The following is a 16352-nucleotide window of genomic DNA, read 5'->3' on the forward strand; positions in this document are numbered from 1 at the left end:
AGGGGCGTTCGGTATTGGTGATCGAGCACGACATGGAGTTCGTCAAGAGCATCGCGCACAAGGTCACGGTGCTGCACCAGGGCAAGGTGCTGGCCGAAGGCAGCATGGAGTCGGTGCAGAAAAACCCGAAAGTCATCGAAGTCTATCTGGGCCATTGAGGAGCAACGCAGGATGTTCGATATCAAGCAGCTGGCGTGTGGCTATGGCCAGAGTCAGATCCTCCACGACCTCGATCTGACGGTGGAGAAGCAGGAAATCGTCGCCGTGATGGGGCGTAACGGCATGGGCAAGACCACCTTGTTCAAAAGCCTGATGGGCATCCTGCCGCAATGGGGTGGGCAGATTCAGGTCGACGGTGTCGACGTCTCGGCTCTGGAAACCCATGCCCGTGTCGAGCAGGGCATGGCCTACGTGCCCCAGGGCAGGATGATCTTCCCGTCGATGAGCGTGCTGGAAAACATCCAGACCGGTTTGCCCGCGTCGGCCAACGGCAAGGTGCCAGAAGACTTGTACGCGCTGTTTCCGGTGCTGTTCGACATGCGCGCACGGCGTGGCGGCAACCTTTCGGGCGGTCAGCAACAGCAACTGGCGATTGCCCGGGCGCTGGCGACCAATCCCAAGGTCTTGCTGCTGGACGAACCCACCGAAGGCATCCAGCCGTCGATCATCAAGGACATCGCTCGCACGCTTAAAGAAATCCGCAGCCTGCGCAACCTGACCATTGTTGTGTCCGAGCAGGTGCTGTCGTTCACCCTGGAAATCGCTGATCGGTTTCTGGTGATCGAGAAGGGCCGATTCGTCATCGAGGAAACCCGAGCCAACGTCGATGAAGCGACGATCAGCCGGTATTTGTCGGTGTAACTGGCTCGTTCAATTTTTCCCCCGCGAAGGCGTCACCCTAAATCTATCGAATTGACCTGAAACCCAAGGAGAAACGCCATGACTGAAACCTTGATCAAAGTCGACCTCAACCAGCCGGCGACCCAGAACGAGCAGATTCATAACCGCTGGCACCCGGATATTCCAATGGCCTGCTGGGTCAAGCCTGGGGATGACTTCATCCTTGAAACCTACGATTGGACGGCCGGTGCGATCAAGAATGACGACGACGCCAGCGATGTACGTGACGTCGATCTGTCCACCGTGCATTACCTGTCAGGACCGGTCGGTGTTCACGGCGCCGAACCGGGCGACCTGTTGGTGGTGGACCTGCTGGACATCGGTGCGCGTGCCGATTCGCAGTGGGGCTTCAATGGCTTCTTTTCCAAACAAAATGGCGGGGGCTTTCTCACCGAGCATTTCCCCATGGCGCAGAAGTCCATCTGGGACTTCAAAGGCATGATGACCAGTTCCCGGCATATTCCCGGTGTCGAGTTCGCTGGGCTGATCCACCCTGGCCTGATCGGCTGCCTGCCGGACCACAAGATGCTTGCCGAGTGGAATCGCCGCGAGCAAGAGTTGATCGACACCGAGCCAGGTCGCGTGCCGCCGCTGGCCAATCCGCCCTTCGCCAAGACTGCGCACCTGGGCAAACTCAAGGGCCCGGCACGGGATATGGCTGCGGCCACGGGTGCTCGTACCGTTCCTCCGCGCGAGCATGGGGGCAACTGCGACATCAAGGATTTGTCTCGCGGCTCGAAAGTGTTCTTCCCGGTCTATGTCGACGGTGCCGGTCTGTCGGTGGGCGATTTGCACTTCAGTCAGGGCGACGGCGAAATCACCTTTTGCGGCGCCATCGAAATGGCCGGCTGGGTACACATGCGCGTCGAGCTGATCAAGGGCGGCATGGCCAAATACGGGATCAAGAACCCGGTGTTCAAACCCAGTCCGATTGTGCCGAACTACAACAACTACCTGATCTTCGAAGGTATCTCGGTCGATGAATCGGGTCAGCAGCACTATCTGGATGTCAATGTCGCTTACCGCCAGGCCTGTCTGAACGCGATCAATTACATGACCAAGTTTGGTTATTCACCCGCGCAAGGGTATTCGCTGCTTGGGTCGGCGCCAGTACAAGGTCACATCAGCGGTGTGGTGGACATCCCCAACGCCTGCGCAACGCTGTGGCTGCCGACGGACATCTTCAAGTTCGATATCAACCCGAGCGCCAGCGGCCCGACGAAGTTTATCGACGGCAGTGTCGACTTGCCGATTGCGCCGGATAAGTAAGCCATCAACGTTCATCCCCTGTAGGCGCCGCCTCGCGAGCACGTTCGCGCCTACAGGAATCGTACAGTCCGAAATACTGAGGAATGACACATGCCTATGTACGAATACGACTGCCCACACTGCGGCGACTTCACATCCCTGCGCCCGATGGCGCAAAGCGCTTTGCCCTGCGAATGCCCGGAGTGTGGCGCATCGAGCATGCGTGTGATTCTCTGCGCTCCAGGTCTGAGCACGCTGTCAGGTAACACCCGCAGCGCCATCGCCCGTAACGAGCGTAGCGCCCACGAGCCGAAAACCGTGGAGCAATACAAAGAGCACCGGGGTCATCCCAGCGGCTGTAGCTGCTGCGGTCCGAGCACCAGGCTTGCGCCGACAAAGGCTAATCCCCATGCATTGAAAGGCAAGCCTGCGGGGCGGCCGTGGATGATCAGCCATTAACACTGGTTAACACCGGCGGCGCTATCTGATCTCGGCCTCGGCAGATAGCTATCGTCCTGAGCGTGCGCAAGCTCAGGGCTTCCAGACGAGGATCTGCAGCGTGGGTGTGAGCGCCATATCGACACCTCGGGCATCGGCGAGGTTAGTGTGCTGGCCGCTCAAAGGGTCATACAGGACGGCGGTCTTGATGCCTGGAATGTTCAGGTGCGCGCGGCTTTCACTCCAGGCCATCAATACGTGAAAGCCATCGGGGCGCGTCCATGGCACAGCGTACAAATCTTCCGGGATCGAGATGGCCAGAGGCAGGTCGGTCGGTTGCAGCGTTGGGCCGGTAATACGGAGAAAGTTGCGCAGTGCGGTGTACACCGGTTTCGGTTCGCCGTTGAGGTCGAGCAGTCCGTAGCTGCGTTCGCGGGGGCTGGCGCGCTGATCAAGGTCGCTGAGGCTGAACAGGAAGATCCGTTGATAATCCAGCGCACTCATTAACGCCAGGCGTCGCAAGGTGTAATCGGCCTGACGCTCCAGGCCCGCTAGGTGCTGCGTTTGTAAAGGCCCGCCGTAGCTTGGCCACCCCCATTCGGTGGCCCAGACGTTCTTGACCCCGGCGTTGTGCAGTGTGTTGTTGAGGTCGTTGGCCCTGAGCAGGAAATCCCGATCCTGCACCGAGTCGCCTTCCGGGTGTTCGGAATAGGGGTGGTAGGCCGCGACGATATTGCGGCTGGCAAGGCCCAGGCTCAGCAGGCAGTGCAGCATGTTGCTGGTGCGGCCAAGCATCTGGCCGTAGTAGGCAACCCCGGCGGTGACGATGTTTTTGTCGGGCGCAGCTGCGCGTATGGCACTGGCCGTGGTGGTCAGCAGGTCGTAGTAGGCCTTGGGATCGGCCAGCGGCAGCCAGGTAATGTTCGGTTCGTTCCACACCTGCCAGTGCTCGATGTGCGGGTAGTGCTGACTCAACGCAGTCATGCGCTCGGCGAACAGGCTGAAATCCTGCGGTGGATATTTTTCGCTGTTGCTGGCGCCGACCGGTGCGCTGCTGTCGAACGTGGCAGAGCCGGTCAGATACGCGACGGTGTTGTAGTGGTGAGTGTTGGCAGCGTTCATCGCCGCGTCCAGGTCGCTCAGGTTGTACTGACCTTGAGCCGGTTCGAGGTTTTGCCATTCAAGCGTCCACCTCACCCAGGCAAGGCCGAGTTGATCGAGTCGGGACATCTGCTTTTGGTAAATGTCGGGGGTGAACGCGTCAAACTGGACGTTGACGCCCAGGTAGTCCTGCCAGGTTATAGCCCGTGGCGCACGCAGGATTGTCTCGGCAAAGGCATTCGTGGCGCAGAGCGACAATACGCTGATCAGCAGCATGCGTTTCATGGGCCAGGCACCTCTATAACGCATGAACGCAACTCCCTTGCGGGTAAAACGGACTGAATGCCAAGCCCATTCTGTGATCACCGACAGCGGCAGCATGAAGTCTTAATCGGAGGCTGTGAACGGCTCAGGAAAGCGTCATTCCCGTAGCGACGACCCGTACAGGTCGCCCCACGAGAGGGTAACGCGTCACGCTTTGACGGCATCCGGAACGCGGCCGTAAACATCGGTGAAACGCACGATGTCATCCTCACCGAGGTACTCGCCGCTTTGCACCTCGATCATCACCAGATCGATGACGCCGGGGTTGACCAGACGGTGGGTGTGGCCTGGTTTGATGAAGGTCGATTCGTTGGTGTCGAGCATGAACTCGCGGTCGTTATTGCTGACCAGCGCCATACCGCTGACGACAATCCAGTGCTCGCTGCGATGGTGGTGCATCTGCAACGACAGCGCCGCCTTTGGCTTGACCACGATGCGCTTGATCTTGAAGCGCTTGCCTTCTTCGAGCACGGTGTAAGTGCCCCAGGGGCGCGTCACGGTATTGTGCAGCAAGTACGCGGGATGACCTTGGCGTTTGAGCTCCTGGGCAATGATTTTGACCTCCTGGCTGCGCGAGGCATCGGCGATCAGGATCGCATCCGGGGTATCGATCACGATCAGGTTGTCCAGGCCCACGACGCCGACCAGGCGTTTGGGCGAATCGATGTAGCAGTTGGTGACGTCGTGTAGCACGGTTTGTCCGTTGCACTGATTGCCTTGAGCATCGGCGGGCGCTAGCTCGCGAATCGCCTGCCATGACCCTATGTCGCTCCAGCCCAGCTCGCAGGGCACTACGGCGACCTTTTGCGACCGCTCCATCAACGCGTAATCGATGGAAATGTCTGGAGCGAGCGCAAAGCTGGTGCTGTCCAACTCCATTTGCAGTTCGTTTTTGCCTTCTTTGCTAGTGCTTTGAGCCAGGCAGTGTTTGACTGCCGCCAGTACATCTGGTGCGTGGGTTTCCAACTCGCTCAGTAGCACGTCCACCCGCATGCAGAACATCCCGCCGTTCCACAGGTGCAGACCACCGTCGACGTATTCCTGAGCGGTTTGGGCATTGGGTTTTTCGACAAAACGCGCTACCTGAAACGCCTCGCCGTTGAGTGCCTGGCCTTTTTCGATGTAGCCAAAGCCTGTTTCGGGCTTGGTGGGCTTGAGGCCGAAGGTCACCAGCCAGCCTTCATCGGCGAGTCTGCGCGCGCGCTCGACCGCAGTGCCGAACGCGGGCAAGTCATTGATCAAGTGGTCGGCCGGAAGGATCAGCAACTGGGCATCGGCCCCATATCGCGACAGTGCATGCAGGGCTGCGGCCGCCACGGCGGGTGCGGTATTGCGACCGAACGGCTCCAACAGAAAATCCAGTTGGACATGGTTTTTGTTCAGCAGACGGTAGTCATCCACGGTGCGGAAATACACTTCGCGATTGGTTACCGTCAGCAGGCTTTCGATGTTGGCGAGCCCCGTGGCCCGTTTGAAGGTTTTTTGCAGCAGACTTTCCCCATCGGGAAGCCGCATGAACGGCTTGGGCATTGCTTCACGGGAGACTGGCCACAGCCGGGTGCCGGCGCCGCCGGCGATAATGCAGGGGATAAGGGTGCCCATCAGAACGCCTCGCGAGAAAATTGCACTGTAATGACAGTGCGCAACGGAATGAGTTGATCGAAGCTGATGGGGCCACGTTCAAGGCACGCACTATCGGGTGTGGTGATCAGGCCCGGGCAATTGAGCAGACGATGGGCGGTCACGCGTCGCGGCGTTAACAACAACCTCATTTCTTCGATCCGTGAATACATGATTGGCTCTTTGATTCGGTGACTTGGAGTTGAAGTCAATAAAATGGCTTTTTTGTGTTTGTGTTCAATATTAGCCAATAATTTGTCGATTAAGCACATTCTTGCGCCGTATTTCAATGCCCTTGGTCTGGAAAATACTCATTTTTTTTACATCGCAGAAAAGGCTATTGCCCAACGAATGCAGGAAATAACCTCTTAACCCGCGTGGCAGTTAGTAAAGTTCATGGAACACAATATGTCGTTTGGGGTGATATTTTGTTTCGTGCAAAGTACGTGGGCCCGTCGTGCGGCACTGTTTGCAGTGGGTAAACGGTACCTGGATAACTACGTTGACTCGGCGTTGTCGCCTTGGCGCCATTGAGAAAAATTTGTTGATAAAAAGGGGCTTTTTCTTGCGGGCGTGAGGTCAACATCTCTCGCAATGAACTGGATGGCCATTAAGGGAGCGATATGACAGAGCGCAGAGCATTTTTGATTCTTCATGGTAAGCAGGCGCTCAACGAGGAAGTCCGCAGGGCCGTGGTTAAAAAACGTAAGCGGGGTTGGCTGCTGGACGTGCGCTTGACGTGGGAGGCGGGTGACGCGCAACGCCTGGTCAATGAGGCATTGGCCGATGGGCATCGGCAGATCATTGCCGGCGGTGGCGATGGTACGTTGCGAGACGTTGCCCAAGCGTTGGTGTTGGCCGGCAATGACGCCAGCTTGAGTATTTTGCCTTTGGGCACCGCCAACGACTTTGCGCGTTCGGCCGGGGTGCCGCTGGACCTCGACAAGGCGCTGGACCTGCTGGATGTCCCCGCGCGTACGATCGACATGGGGGCGGTCGATGGACAACTGTTTTTGAACATGGCAACAGGCGGCTTTGGCAGTCAGGTCACGGCCAATACGTCTGAGGAGTTGAAGCGGGTATTGGGAGGCGCGGCGTACCTGTTCACGGGCTTGTCACGGTTCAGCGAGTTACGGGCGGCCTATGGAGAACTCAACGGACCGGACTTCCACTGGCGAGGCGATTTGCTGGCGCTGGGTATCGGTAACGGGCGTCAGGCGGGCGGTGGTCATCCCTTGTGTCCGACGGCGCTGGTCGATGATGGTTTGTTGGATATCAGCATTTTGCCTGCGCCTCAGGAGGTGGTCGGGGCGCTGAAAAGCCTGCTGGAAGGTGGGCTCGGCATCGATAACCTGTTCGTTCGCGCGCGTTTGCCTTGGGTCGAGCTCAAGTCAGCGCAGGGGCTGGACATCAATCTGGATGGCGAGCCTCTGCGCGCCGAGCATTGGCGTTTCGAGGTCAGGCCCGGTGTGCTGCGCGTGCATCTGCCCTCGCACTCGCCGTTGCTAGGGGCTGTTGCCGTTTGGTAGCGAGCCGCGTTGCTGAGTCAACTCCCGCAACGCAGGCTGGCGGGAGTTGGCACACAACCGGAAGGGACTGCGTGGCTCAATCGTCCAGACTGATGATCTGCTCACGTACGCAAAACAGCACCAGCCCGGCAACGTCATAAATCTGTAGGCGTTTCATGATCTGCGAGCGATGGGTTTCTACGGTCTTGATGCTCAGGCCCAGACCGCTGGCGATTTCCCGGGTGGATTTGCCTCGCACAATCAAGCGCAGGATTTCCAGCTGGCGCGCGGTGAGGTTGTGGTTTTCGACGGTTTCGGTCTTGTTTGACTGGGCGCTGAGCAGTGCCTGATTGATGACGGTATGAGCAATGGCGGGGCTGAGGTAGCGCTCGTCATTGCGCAGCGCATCCAGCGCCTGCTCGATTTCAGTCGCGGTGGCATCCTTGAGCAAATAGCCGTGCGCACCACCTTCCAGTGCGCGCATGATCATCTGCGGATCGGTGTGCATCGACAGGATCAGCACTTTGCTGTCGGGCAGTGCCTTGTGCAGTTTCTCCAGTGCATCGAGGCCGTTGCTGTCTTTCATCGAAATATCGAGCAGGATGATGTCTGGCTTCAGGTCGAGCGTCAGTTCCAGCAGTTGCTCGCCATCGGCGGCTTCGCCAATGACGCTGTAGCCTTGAATGTCCGAGACCAGGGCGCGCACGCCAGCCCTGATCAGTGCATGGTCGTCGACCAGTAGAAGATTGCAGGTCATGAGTGCTTACTTATATCGGCGCGTTCGTGGGCGCGGGGCGCCCAGGGAAATAGCGCCTGGATGTGAGTGCCTTTACCAGGCTCGCTTTCAATGCTGAAACTGCCGCCAAGCAGCGTTGCCCGTTCCGACATGCCCGCCATGCCCCGCTGGCCTTGTTCGCCAGGATTGTGTGCAGGACAAAAGCCTAGCCCATCGTCAGAAATGCTTAACGCCAACCCGTCGGCACGGCGCTGCAACCGAACGACCAGGTTCTTGGCTTCGGCGTGCCGCAAGATGTTGGTGACCGCTTCTTGAGTGATACGAAACGCCGCGACGGCCATTTCTTCGGGAATACCGGCCAGACGCTGCTGGCATTCCAGGCTCCACAGTACTGGTGTGTCGGCAAGTGTGCGCAGCAGATGATCCCGCAGGCTGGCTTCAAGGCCCATGCTCGCCAGTTGTCTGGGGTTGAGAATGGCCGAGACGTCACGCACTTTTGCCAGCGTCTCGTCGAGGGTGTTATTGAGCATCGCCCATTGCGGTTGCAGGTCCTCGGGTAAGCGCCGTTGCAGCCAGTCGCTCTGCAGTTTGGCAGCGGTGAGCATCTGACCAATGTCATCATGCAGTTCACGACTCAGGCGATGCCGTTCGGTTTCCTGGACGTGAAGCATGTGGTCGGCCAGTTCCTGAGGCTGAAATTGAATGGATCGACCCAGACGCGCCTGCGAGTACCAGACACTCAGAAACGCCGCGAGGTTCAGAGACAGCAGGCTCAAGGGCAGTGCAATGCCCGTTAGGTACAAACCCAGGTTGCAGGCCGTTGCGCCCACACAAAGCACCGCTGTCAGCCGCCAGGCATTTTTCGTGCTTGGAGGCCATAGCTTGAAGGTCTTGTTGCTGGCATGCATAGGAGATGAAGCCATCAAATTGTTCTTGCGGATAACCTGGGCAATTGTTCAGGTCACTTTGAGGTAGTCAACCACGTCAAGCCCCGTACTTTTGGCTCAGCGCATAGAGAATGCAATGCGTTGATGTGCTGTACGCGTTCGCCAGAGAACATATGGGATCCATTCACGGGGGCCGATATTACCTTAAATATCCGAAGGATTAGGCGCTGTCTCGAGAGGACGGTAAATAATACCATCGTCATTACTTGTCCAATAGGTCAGTTTTAGTTGTATGACGGTTGTAAAACTTCTCGGTGTTAGTTCATGGAGCGTGTCAATAGACCATGGCCACCCACTTCAGCCGTTGCTTGAAAAGTGTAGACGCAATAGCCCTTGCTGTTGAATGCGTGGTTGATCTAGACAGCGCCACATCGAGCGAATGCTGTCGTTCTCTGGCAGGTGTCTACCCGCAAATCGGGCGATGCTTCAGTGATGGGGTTATTCAAATGAGATGGGTATGGGGCGCGCGACTGCTGGCGGGGCATTCGCTAGGGTTCGGTTGTGATGACCGGACCATTGCACGGGATGCACCGGTCTTGTTTCCATATCGCCAATCCCCGTGCAGTTGCCCAATTGCTCTAGCAACTCCTGCTGCTCGCCGCCGTCCATGGACAGCTGTCCGGTGGAAGGGTCGATCAACTCGATCTGCCATGCCAACAGCGAAAAGCAGTTTTTGAGCGACACTAGCGTTTGGGGTTGAATGCGCGCGGCAGCATGGGCGAAGTACAACAGATAGCGCAACTGACGGGCGAAGCTGCCGATCAAGGTTACGTCGGCCTTGTCAGCTTCTGCGGCGATCTTTTGCAGGGTATCGAGAAGGCACTCGATAGCGTCCTTGTCATCGCCGATGAGCTCCAGATGAGCCAGACACTCTTCCGAGCGAGCCAGCAATGCTTGGGTATCGCTAAGAAACTCACTGTGTAACTGATGCCACTCATTGCCGTTCAGCATATGTAATCCCCATTGTTAATGGATGGCGATCGGAGGTCGCGCGTAGCGAGTGGGCTCAAGTTAATGTTGGCGGCAAGGAAAAGTATGTAGGACGGATCCGATTGTTTCGAATCGTGTACGTCGACTGTGACACGGTCGTCCACCAGGAGCGCATTGCGCAGCTTCACACTGCGACCATTGCCACCCGTTATCACTGGCTTGACGAGGGGATCGGGGGACTCCACGAACGCGACCACGTGTCTGACTCCATTCATTCAATGAGAATGGTGTCACAATAATGGCTATTAGAAACCACGAATATCAGGTTTGTCCTGATTGTGGCTAAGGATTACCCCTAGGCGCGGTTGTCGTTAGGGTATGGCCGCGACGGTAGCCCGGTGGGTGCAGCGCAAGGCGTAGATAGGGAATTCAACGACTAGGATGCACCGCGAGTAAAGCATGATGTTAATATGATATCAATTGCGCGATGCACCCTTTATTGCGATTAAGGTCTGGCCCGACTCAGCCGATAGAGTATTAGCGCAAACAAAATAAACCTTGCTCCAGGAGCAACAGATGGCTGGCATTCTCGACACGGTAGACCAACGGACACAATTGGTGGGTGAGAACCGCCTGGAAATTCTCATGTTCCGCCTGGCCGGCCGACAACTGTTTGCAATCAACGTGTTCAAGGTTCAAGAGGTTCTGCAACTCCCCAAGCTCACCCTGATGCCACAGCGCCATCCGTTCGTCTGCGGCGTGGTTAATCTGCGTGGGCAAACGCTGCCGGTGATCGATTTGTCTCAGGCCATCGGCATGCGTCCTTTGGTGCCGAGCCCGTCCAGCACCATTATCGTCACTGAATACAATCGTTCAGTTCAGGCATTTTTGGTTGGCGGTGTGGACCGTATCGTCAACATGAACTGGGAGGCGATCCTGCCGCCGCCGACCAGCGCAGGTCGCCAGCATTACTTGACCGCCATCAGTAAGGTCGACGATCAACTGGTGGAAATTATCGATGTGGAAAAAGTCCTCGCCGAGATCGTCCCATACAGTGCCAAGGTCTCCCGCGAGAAACTCGAAGACCCGATACTGGAACGCGCGCGTGGGCGTGAAGTATTGCTGGTTGACGACTCTAACGTTGCCTTGGTGCAGTTGCGTGAAACGCTGTCTCAACTGGGCGTGAAGATGCATGTCGCGCGCGATGGCCTCAAGGCACTGAACATGCTCAGGGGCTGGGCTGACAGTGGTGAGGTGATGACCGACAAACTGCTGATGATTTTTACCGACGCCGAGATGCCGGAAATGGACGGTTATCGCCTGACCACAGAAATACGCAACGACCCTCGGCTGCGCTCGCTTTACGTGGTGCTGCACACTTCTTTGTCTGGCAGTTTCAACGAGTCCATGGTGAAGAAAGTGGGGTGCGACAATTTTCTCTCCAAGTTCCAGCCGGACAAACTGGTGGATGTGGTGCGTGAGCGACTGATGCTCGATAACAAGTAACCCTGGTTTCCAGCCCCCATAGCCAGTTTTCAATGGGCTGTGGGGGCTTTTTTATATCGGCGGGCTGTCGGCTGGCATCGCCTCGTATAAAGTAGCGCTTCTCCCGTCTGCAAGAAGGAAGCGTTCATGCCGCAACTCAGCGCGTTGTACCGATACCCCCTCAAGTCCTGCAAGGCAGAGCCGCTGCAGCAAGCGCATTTCGATGGGCTGGGCATGGCCGGTGATCGGCGCTGGATGCTGGTGGACGAGAGTAATGGCCGCTTTCTGACGCAGCGGGCGCAACCGCACATGTCGCAGTTGTCTGTGCTCTGGAACGAGGCGGGCGGCGTGACGCTGTCCGCTCCTGGGCATGTGTCGCTGGACGTACCTGTTCCGGAAAGCGTCGAATCTGCCTTGCGCGGCATCACGGTCTGGCGCGATACCTTCCGCGTACCGGACGCCGGTGAAGAAGCGGCCCGCTGGGTCAGCGACTTTATCGGCAATCCAACACGCATGGTCCATATGCCAATCGAGCGCGCGCGCTGGTTGCCCAGTGGATACGGCGAGGTGGATGATCGCGTGAGTTTCGCCGACGGCTTCCCATTGCTGCTGATCGGCCAGGCATCGCTGGACGATTTGTCCGACAAGATCGGCCGTGCGCAGGAGATGCTGCGTTTCAGGCCCAATCTGGTCGTGGAGGGCGCAGAGCCTTTCGCGGAGGATGGCTGGAAACGTATCCGCATCGGTGCGCTGGAGTTCCGTCTGCTCAAGGGTTGTTCGCGTTGCATTCTCACCACCATCGACCCCGCCAACGGTGAGCGCACTGCAGACCGCGAGCCATTGACGACGCTTAAGACCTACCGGGAATGGGAAGGCCAGGTCTGGTTTGGGCAGAACATGGTCAACGACGGGGCGGGCATGCTTGAGGTGGGCATGCCGGTTGAGGTCCTGGAGTAACCAACGGTCTGAGATTGAAACGCGATCCCTCGCCTACAAGCCGCGTTACATTTCCACTCTATAAATCATCAAAAAACCGCTCATGCCAGTCCACCAGCGGCTGGGGTGCATTGAGCTTCTGACCGTAGATCACTGCGTACGACAGCACGTTCTGCACATACTGGCGGGTTTCGTCGAAGGGAATGCTTTCGACCCAAACGTCGAACGCCAGATGGTTCGCACCTTTGAGCCACTGCCTCACGCGACCGGCGCCTGCGTTGTAGGCCGCCGATGCCAACACGCGGTTGCCATTGAACTGGCCGTGTACCTGGCTCAAGTACGCTGCGCCCAACTGGATGTTTGTATCTGGATCGAGGACTTGAGCAGGGGAGGCCAACGGAATGCTGAACTTGCGCGCGGTTTCCTTGGCGGTGGCAGGCATCAGTTGCATCAGGCCACTTGCACCGACACCTGAGCGTGCGTCGTCCATGAATGCGCTTTCCTGACGGGTGATCGCGAACACCCAACTGGAGTGCAGGCCGCGAATTTGTGCTTCGCGCACCAGTGTGTCGCGGTGCGCCATCGGGAAGCGGATATCAAGGTCATCCCAATATTGCGCCTGGCTGATCGTGCGAATGGCCGGGAAGTACCATCTCATGTCGTACGCCAGCTTGGCTTGAGCGACCATTTCGTCGCGGGTGAAGCGGCGGGTAACGTGATACCACTCGCGACGGCCGTCGACGATCTGGCCGCGCTCATAGAACTCCAGCGCGCGGCGTACGCCCGGTGTATTGCGCACTTTGTTGATGGTGGCCTGGCTGAGCAATAGCGGTTTGTTGTTCAGTTGGTAGGCGGTTTGCGTGCGATCGGCCGCCAGAAAACCATAGAAGTCACGCTCATGGGACACGTTTTTGTACAGCGCCGGCAGCAAGGGGCTGTTGGGTTGCGACAGTTCGAGCGAGCGCGCCTGCCAGTAGCGCCAGCGATTAGTGATCGCCAACGTTTGTGGCAGACGCCGGGTCAGTTCATAAGCGTCACCCCAGCGACCCAGACGCAGCAACAGGCGCAGGCGCCATTCGGTCACGGTGTCGTCGCGCAGGTCCGGATCGTATTTGCTCATCACTTCAAGCGCGCGACCATCGTAACTACGGGCGAGGGTGAGACCGATTTCCTTGGCGATTTGCACTTGCTCCTCATGGGAGAAGCGCATTGCCGGCGAATAGGCGTCCAGCAGTTCCAGAGCGCGTTGCGGGTCCTGCTTGGCCAGCCGTCGCAGGCCCAGGCCCACCACGTCGGACATCGCCTCGTCAGCCGGCACGAACTGTGCCTGGTTGTTGACCATCTCAGGCTTCTGCGCCACGGCGATCAACAAGCGGCCCTGGGGGGCGAGGGTGGTCAGGCTGTTGACCAACTGATTGGCCAGCGCGTAATTGCGGGCCTGGGCGGCGAGCTTGGCGCGCTGCCAGCGTTTCTGCTCGGTGAGTTGGCCTTCAACAGCCCATTGGGTGAAGAGGGTGTCGCACGAGGTGGGCAGGGTCTTGCCTGTCATCCACAGCTTCTCGGCATTGGCGTAACCCTCGGCGCGCAGGTTATGCCCGAGCTGATACTGACCATACAGGCAGTCCAGTTCGACGAAATTGAGTTTGGGATCGTAGTACTCGACAAACGGCTGCCAGTCGCCACGCGAAGCCAGCAGACGCAGCCAGCGCAACTTCATGTAGTTGGCCTGGGGCAGGTCGCCGTGATCAGCGAAGAATTTCTCGACTTCCTGATTGCTTGCCGTGTTCAGGCGCACTGTCAGTTCGTCATAGGCCAGATACGGTTCCAGCGGATAGTCCGCCAGGGCTGCGCCGTACATCCGATACGGGCCTGCATCGCCCTTGGCCAAGGCGCGCTTGGCTTCATCGTAATATTGGCGTTGTTGGGTGAGGTCGACCGCTTGGACACACTGGGCTGCGGTAGCCGACAGAAGCAGGCAGGACAAAAGACTGAACAAACGACTGCGCATGAGACTTCCGTGCAGATGAACCAGGAAAAGTGGGGCTAGCTTAGCGGTTTGCCAGCGCGGGTTGAAGCGCCTTGGCGTCGTTGGTCGCCGATAGAAACAATCGGCGCATATAAATGAATTATTTGGATCGTCGGCGCCACGTTCTGTCATCCAATACCCCTACTTGGCGGGTATCTCAGGTAGAATACGCGCCCGGTTTTTGGAGAAGCTCATGACCCTGCTCAAATTCACCGATGTGTCCCTTGCGTTCGGCGCCATGCCGTTGTTGGACAAGGTGTCCTGGCAGATCGCCCGTGGTGAGCGGGTCTGCATTATCGGTCGCAACGGCACTGGTAAATCCAGCATGTTGAAGCTGGTCAAAGGCGTGCAGAAGCCTGATGACGGCAGCGTCTGGCGTGCGCCGGGCCTGAAGATCGGCGAGTTGCCTCAGGAGTTACCGGTTGCCGATGACCGCACTGTATTCGATGTGGTGGCTGAAGGCCTGGACGGCGTGGGCGCCTTACTCGCGCAATACCATCACCTGAGCCAGAACATCGTCACGGCCGAGGACCTGGACAAGCTGATGCATGTCCAGCAGGACCTCGAAGCCCGTGATGGCTGGCGCTTGCAGCAACTGGTCGACAGCACGCTGAGTCGTCTGCAGTTACCCGCCGACAAAACCCTTGCCGAATTGTCCGGTGGCTGGCGTCGTCGCGTGCTGCTGGCACAGGCGCTGGTGTCCGAGCCGGACTTGCTGCTGCTCGATGAGCCCACCAACCACCTGGACATCGGCGCCATCGCCTGGCTGGAAGAGGCGCTCAAGGATTTCCAGGGCGCGGTCTTGTTCATTACCCACGACCGTTCCTTTTTGCAGAACCTCGCCACGCGCATCCTTGAACTCGATCGCGGCGGCCTGATTGACTGGGACGGCGACTACGCCAGCTTCCTGGTGCATAAAGAAGCTGCGCTGGCGGCAGAAGAAACCGCCAACGCACTGTTCGACAAGCGCCTGGCCCAGGAAGAAGTCTGGATTCGTCAGGGCATCAAGGCCCGCCGCACCCGTAACGAAGGTCGCGTCCGTGCCCTGAAGGAGCTGCGCGTGGAGCGCAGTGAGCGCCGCGAGCGCACCGGCAAGGCGAACATCCAGCTCGATACTGCCGACAAGTCGGGCAAGCAGGTGATGGTGCTGGACAACGTCAGCTTCGCGCATCCGGGCGGCCCGATGCTGATCAAGGACTTCTCCATGGTGCTGCAGCGCGAAGACCGAATCGGTTTGCTAGGCGCTAACGGTACCGGCAAGACCACCTTGCTCAAACTGATGCTCGATAATCTGCAGCCGACCAGCGGCAAGGTTGAAGTCGGCACGCGTCTGGACGTCGCTTATTTCGATCAGTTGCGGCATCAGCTGGATCTGGAAAAGACCGTGATCGATAACGTCGCCGAAGGTCGCGACTTTATCGATATCGATGGTCAGAGTCGGCACGTTTTGAGCTACCTGGGCGATTTCCTGTTCAGTCCTCAGCGCGCACGCACACCTGTCAAGGCGTTGTCTGGCGGTGAACGTGCGCGTTTGCTGCTGGCCAAACTGTTCAGCAAGCCAGCCAACCTGCTGGTCCTCGACGAACCGACCAACGACCTGGACGTTGAGACCCTCGAACTGCTTGAAGAGGTGTTGCTGACCTTCAAGGGTACTGTTCTGATGGTCAGCCACGACCGGGCATTCCTCGACAATGTCGTCACCAGTACCTTGGTGTTCGAAGGCGAGGGCAAGGTTCGTGAGTTCGTCGGTGGTTATCAGGACTGGCTGCGTCAGGGCGGCTCGCCGCGTCTGCTGGGTGTGACCGACAGCAAATCCGGTAGGGCCGAGCTGGCCGCTGCCGTGGTTGCGGCTGAGCCGGTTGTGGCTCAGGACATGCCGGTGGCCAAGAAGAAGCTCAGCTACAAGTTGCAGCGTGAGCTTGAAGCGTTGCCTGGCCAGATCGACGACGTCGAATCACAGATGGCTGCATTGACTGCCGAAATGGCCGAGCCTGCTTTTTATCAGCGGCCAGCCGAGCAAACCGCGGCGGTGATCGCTCTGCTCGAAAGTCTGCAAGGTCAGCTCGACGGGTTGTTGGAGCGCTGGGCCGAGCTGGACGACTGATCCAGTGATGTCGTGATGTAAATAAGCCCGAGCCCCTTCAAGGGCTCGG

At 58.3% G+C, this 16352-nt stretch carries 13 protein-coding genes and 2 pseudogenes; 8 read left to right on the forward strand and 7 right to left on the reverse strand.

What is annotated here, in order from left to right; translation table 11 throughout:
- The 4 genes and pseudogenes from VGC62_RS22580 to VGC62_RS22595 all read left to right on the forward strand — a co-directional run.
- A pseudogene (locus tag VGC62_RS22580) lies at positions 1 to 158 on the forward strand (ABC transporter ATP-binding protein); the annotation flags it as partial.
- A 13-nt stretch (positions 159 to 171) separates the two neighbouring features.
- Entirely contained in the window at positions 172 to 861 is a 690-nt protein-coding gene (gene urtE / locus VGC62_RS22585; protein WP_331189299.1) for an urea ABC transporter ATP-binding subunit UrtE, read from the forward strand.
- Between the two features lie 78 nt (positions 862 to 939).
- A complete protein-coding gene (fmdA, locus tag VGC62_RS22590) occupies positions 940 to 2169 on the forward strand; it encodes a formamidase (RefSeq protein ID WP_331189300.1) in 1230 nt (409 codons plus the stop codon).
- Between the two features lie 90 nt (positions 2170 to 2259).
- Positions 2260 to 2607: a zinc ribbon domain-containing protein gene (locus tag VGC62_RS22595; protein WP_331189301.1), complete on the forward strand. Its 348-nt coding sequence runs from the start codon at positions 2260 to 2262 to the stop codon at positions 2605 to 2607.
- A gap of 72 nt (positions 2608 to 2679) precedes the next feature.
- On the opposite strand, the gene VGC62_RS22600 is transcribed toward VGC62_RS22595, so the two are convergent.
- From VGC62_RS22600 to VGC62_RS22610, 3 genes are all read right to left on the reverse strand, one after another.
- A complete protein-coding gene (locus tag VGC62_RS22600) occupies positions 2680 to 3972 on the reverse strand; it encodes a cellulase family glycosylhydrolase (protein WP_331189302.1) in 1293 nt (430 codons plus the stop codon).
- Between the two features lie 186 nt (positions 3973 to 4158).
- Positions 4159 to 5613: a mannose-1-phosphate guanylyltransferase/mannose-6-phosphate isomerase gene (locus VGC62_RS22605; protein WP_331189303.1), complete on the reverse strand. Its 1455-nt coding sequence runs from the start codon at positions 5611 to 5613 to the stop codon at positions 4159 to 4161.
- Positions 5613 to 5804: a hypothetical protein gene (locus tag VGC62_RS22610; RefSeq protein ID WP_331189304.1), complete on the reverse strand. Its 192-nt coding sequence runs from the start codon at positions 5802 to 5804 to the stop codon at positions 5613 to 5615. Before VGC62_RS22610 ends, VGC62_RS22605 begins: the two co-directional genes overlap by 1 nt.
- Before the next feature lie 450 nt (positions 5805 to 6254).
- On the opposite strand from VGC62_RS22610, the gene yegS reads away from it, so the two are divergent.
- On the forward strand, positions 6255 to 7160 hold the full coding sequence (gene yegS, locus VGC62_RS22615) for a lipid kinase YegS (protein WP_331189305.1): 906 nt from the start codon (positions 6255 to 6257) through the stop codon (positions 7158 to 7160).
- 76 nt (positions 7161 to 7236) lie between these two features.
- Here the strand turns inward: yegS and VGC62_RS22620 are convergent, their stop codons facing one another.
- The 3 genes and pseudogenes from VGC62_RS22620 to VGC62_RS22630 form a co-directional block, all read right to left on the reverse strand.
- Complete coding sequence (locus VGC62_RS22620; RefSeq protein WP_331189306.1) at positions 7237 to 7896, reverse strand: response regulator transcription factor; 660 nt, start codon at positions 7894 to 7896, stop codon at positions 7237 to 7239.
- A complete protein-coding gene (locus VGC62_RS22625) occupies positions 7893 to 8783 on the reverse strand; it encodes a sensor histidine kinase (protein ID WP_331189324.1) in 891 nt (296 codons plus the stop codon). The genes VGC62_RS22620 and VGC62_RS22625 overlap by 4 nt, the downstream gene beginning before the upstream one ends.
- 603 nt (positions 8784 to 9386) lie before the next feature.
- A pseudogene (locus VGC62_RS22630) lies at positions 9387 to 9773 on the reverse strand (hypothetical protein); the annotation flags it as partial.
- 555 nt (positions 9774 to 10328) lie between these two features.
- On the opposite strand from VGC62_RS22630, the gene VGC62_RS22635 reads away from it, so the two are divergent.
- Both VGC62_RS22635 and VGC62_RS22640 read left to right on the forward strand, forming a co-directional pair.
- On the forward strand, positions 10329 to 11258 hold the full coding sequence (locus VGC62_RS22635; RefSeq protein WP_331189307.1) for a chemotaxis protein CheV: 930 nt from the start codon (positions 10329 to 10331) through the stop codon (positions 11256 to 11258).
- A 126-nt stretch (positions 11259 to 11384) separates the two neighbouring features.
- On the forward strand, positions 11385 to 12194 hold the full coding sequence (locus tag VGC62_RS22640; protein ID WP_331189308.1) for an MOSC domain-containing protein: 810 nt from the start codon (positions 11385 to 11387) through the stop codon (positions 12192 to 12194).
- 58 nt (positions 12195 to 12252) lie between these two features.
- Here VGC62_RS22640 and VGC62_RS22645 read toward each other — a convergent pair whose 3' ends face one another.
- Positions 12253 to 14181: a transglycosylase SLT domain-containing protein gene (locus VGC62_RS22645; RefSeq protein WP_331189309.1), complete on the reverse strand. Its 1929-nt coding sequence runs from the start codon at positions 14179 to 14181 to the stop codon at positions 12253 to 12255.
- 211 nt (positions 14182 to 14392) lie between these two features.
- Here VGC62_RS22645 and VGC62_RS22650 point away from each other — a divergent pair, with 211 nt between their 5' ends.
- Positions 14393 to 16303 (forward strand): ATP-binding cassette domain-containing protein, encoded by a 1911-nt coding sequence (locus VGC62_RS22650; protein ID WP_331189310.1) that lies wholly within the window; start codon positions 14393 to 14395, stop codon positions 16301 to 16303.
- Positions 16304 to 16352: the final 49 nt, after the last annotated feature.

It is taken from the genome of Pseudomonas sp. (assembly GCF_036404235.1).
GTDB lineage: Bacteria > Pseudomonadota > Gammaproteobacteria > Pseudomonadales > Pseudomonadaceae > Aquipseudomonas.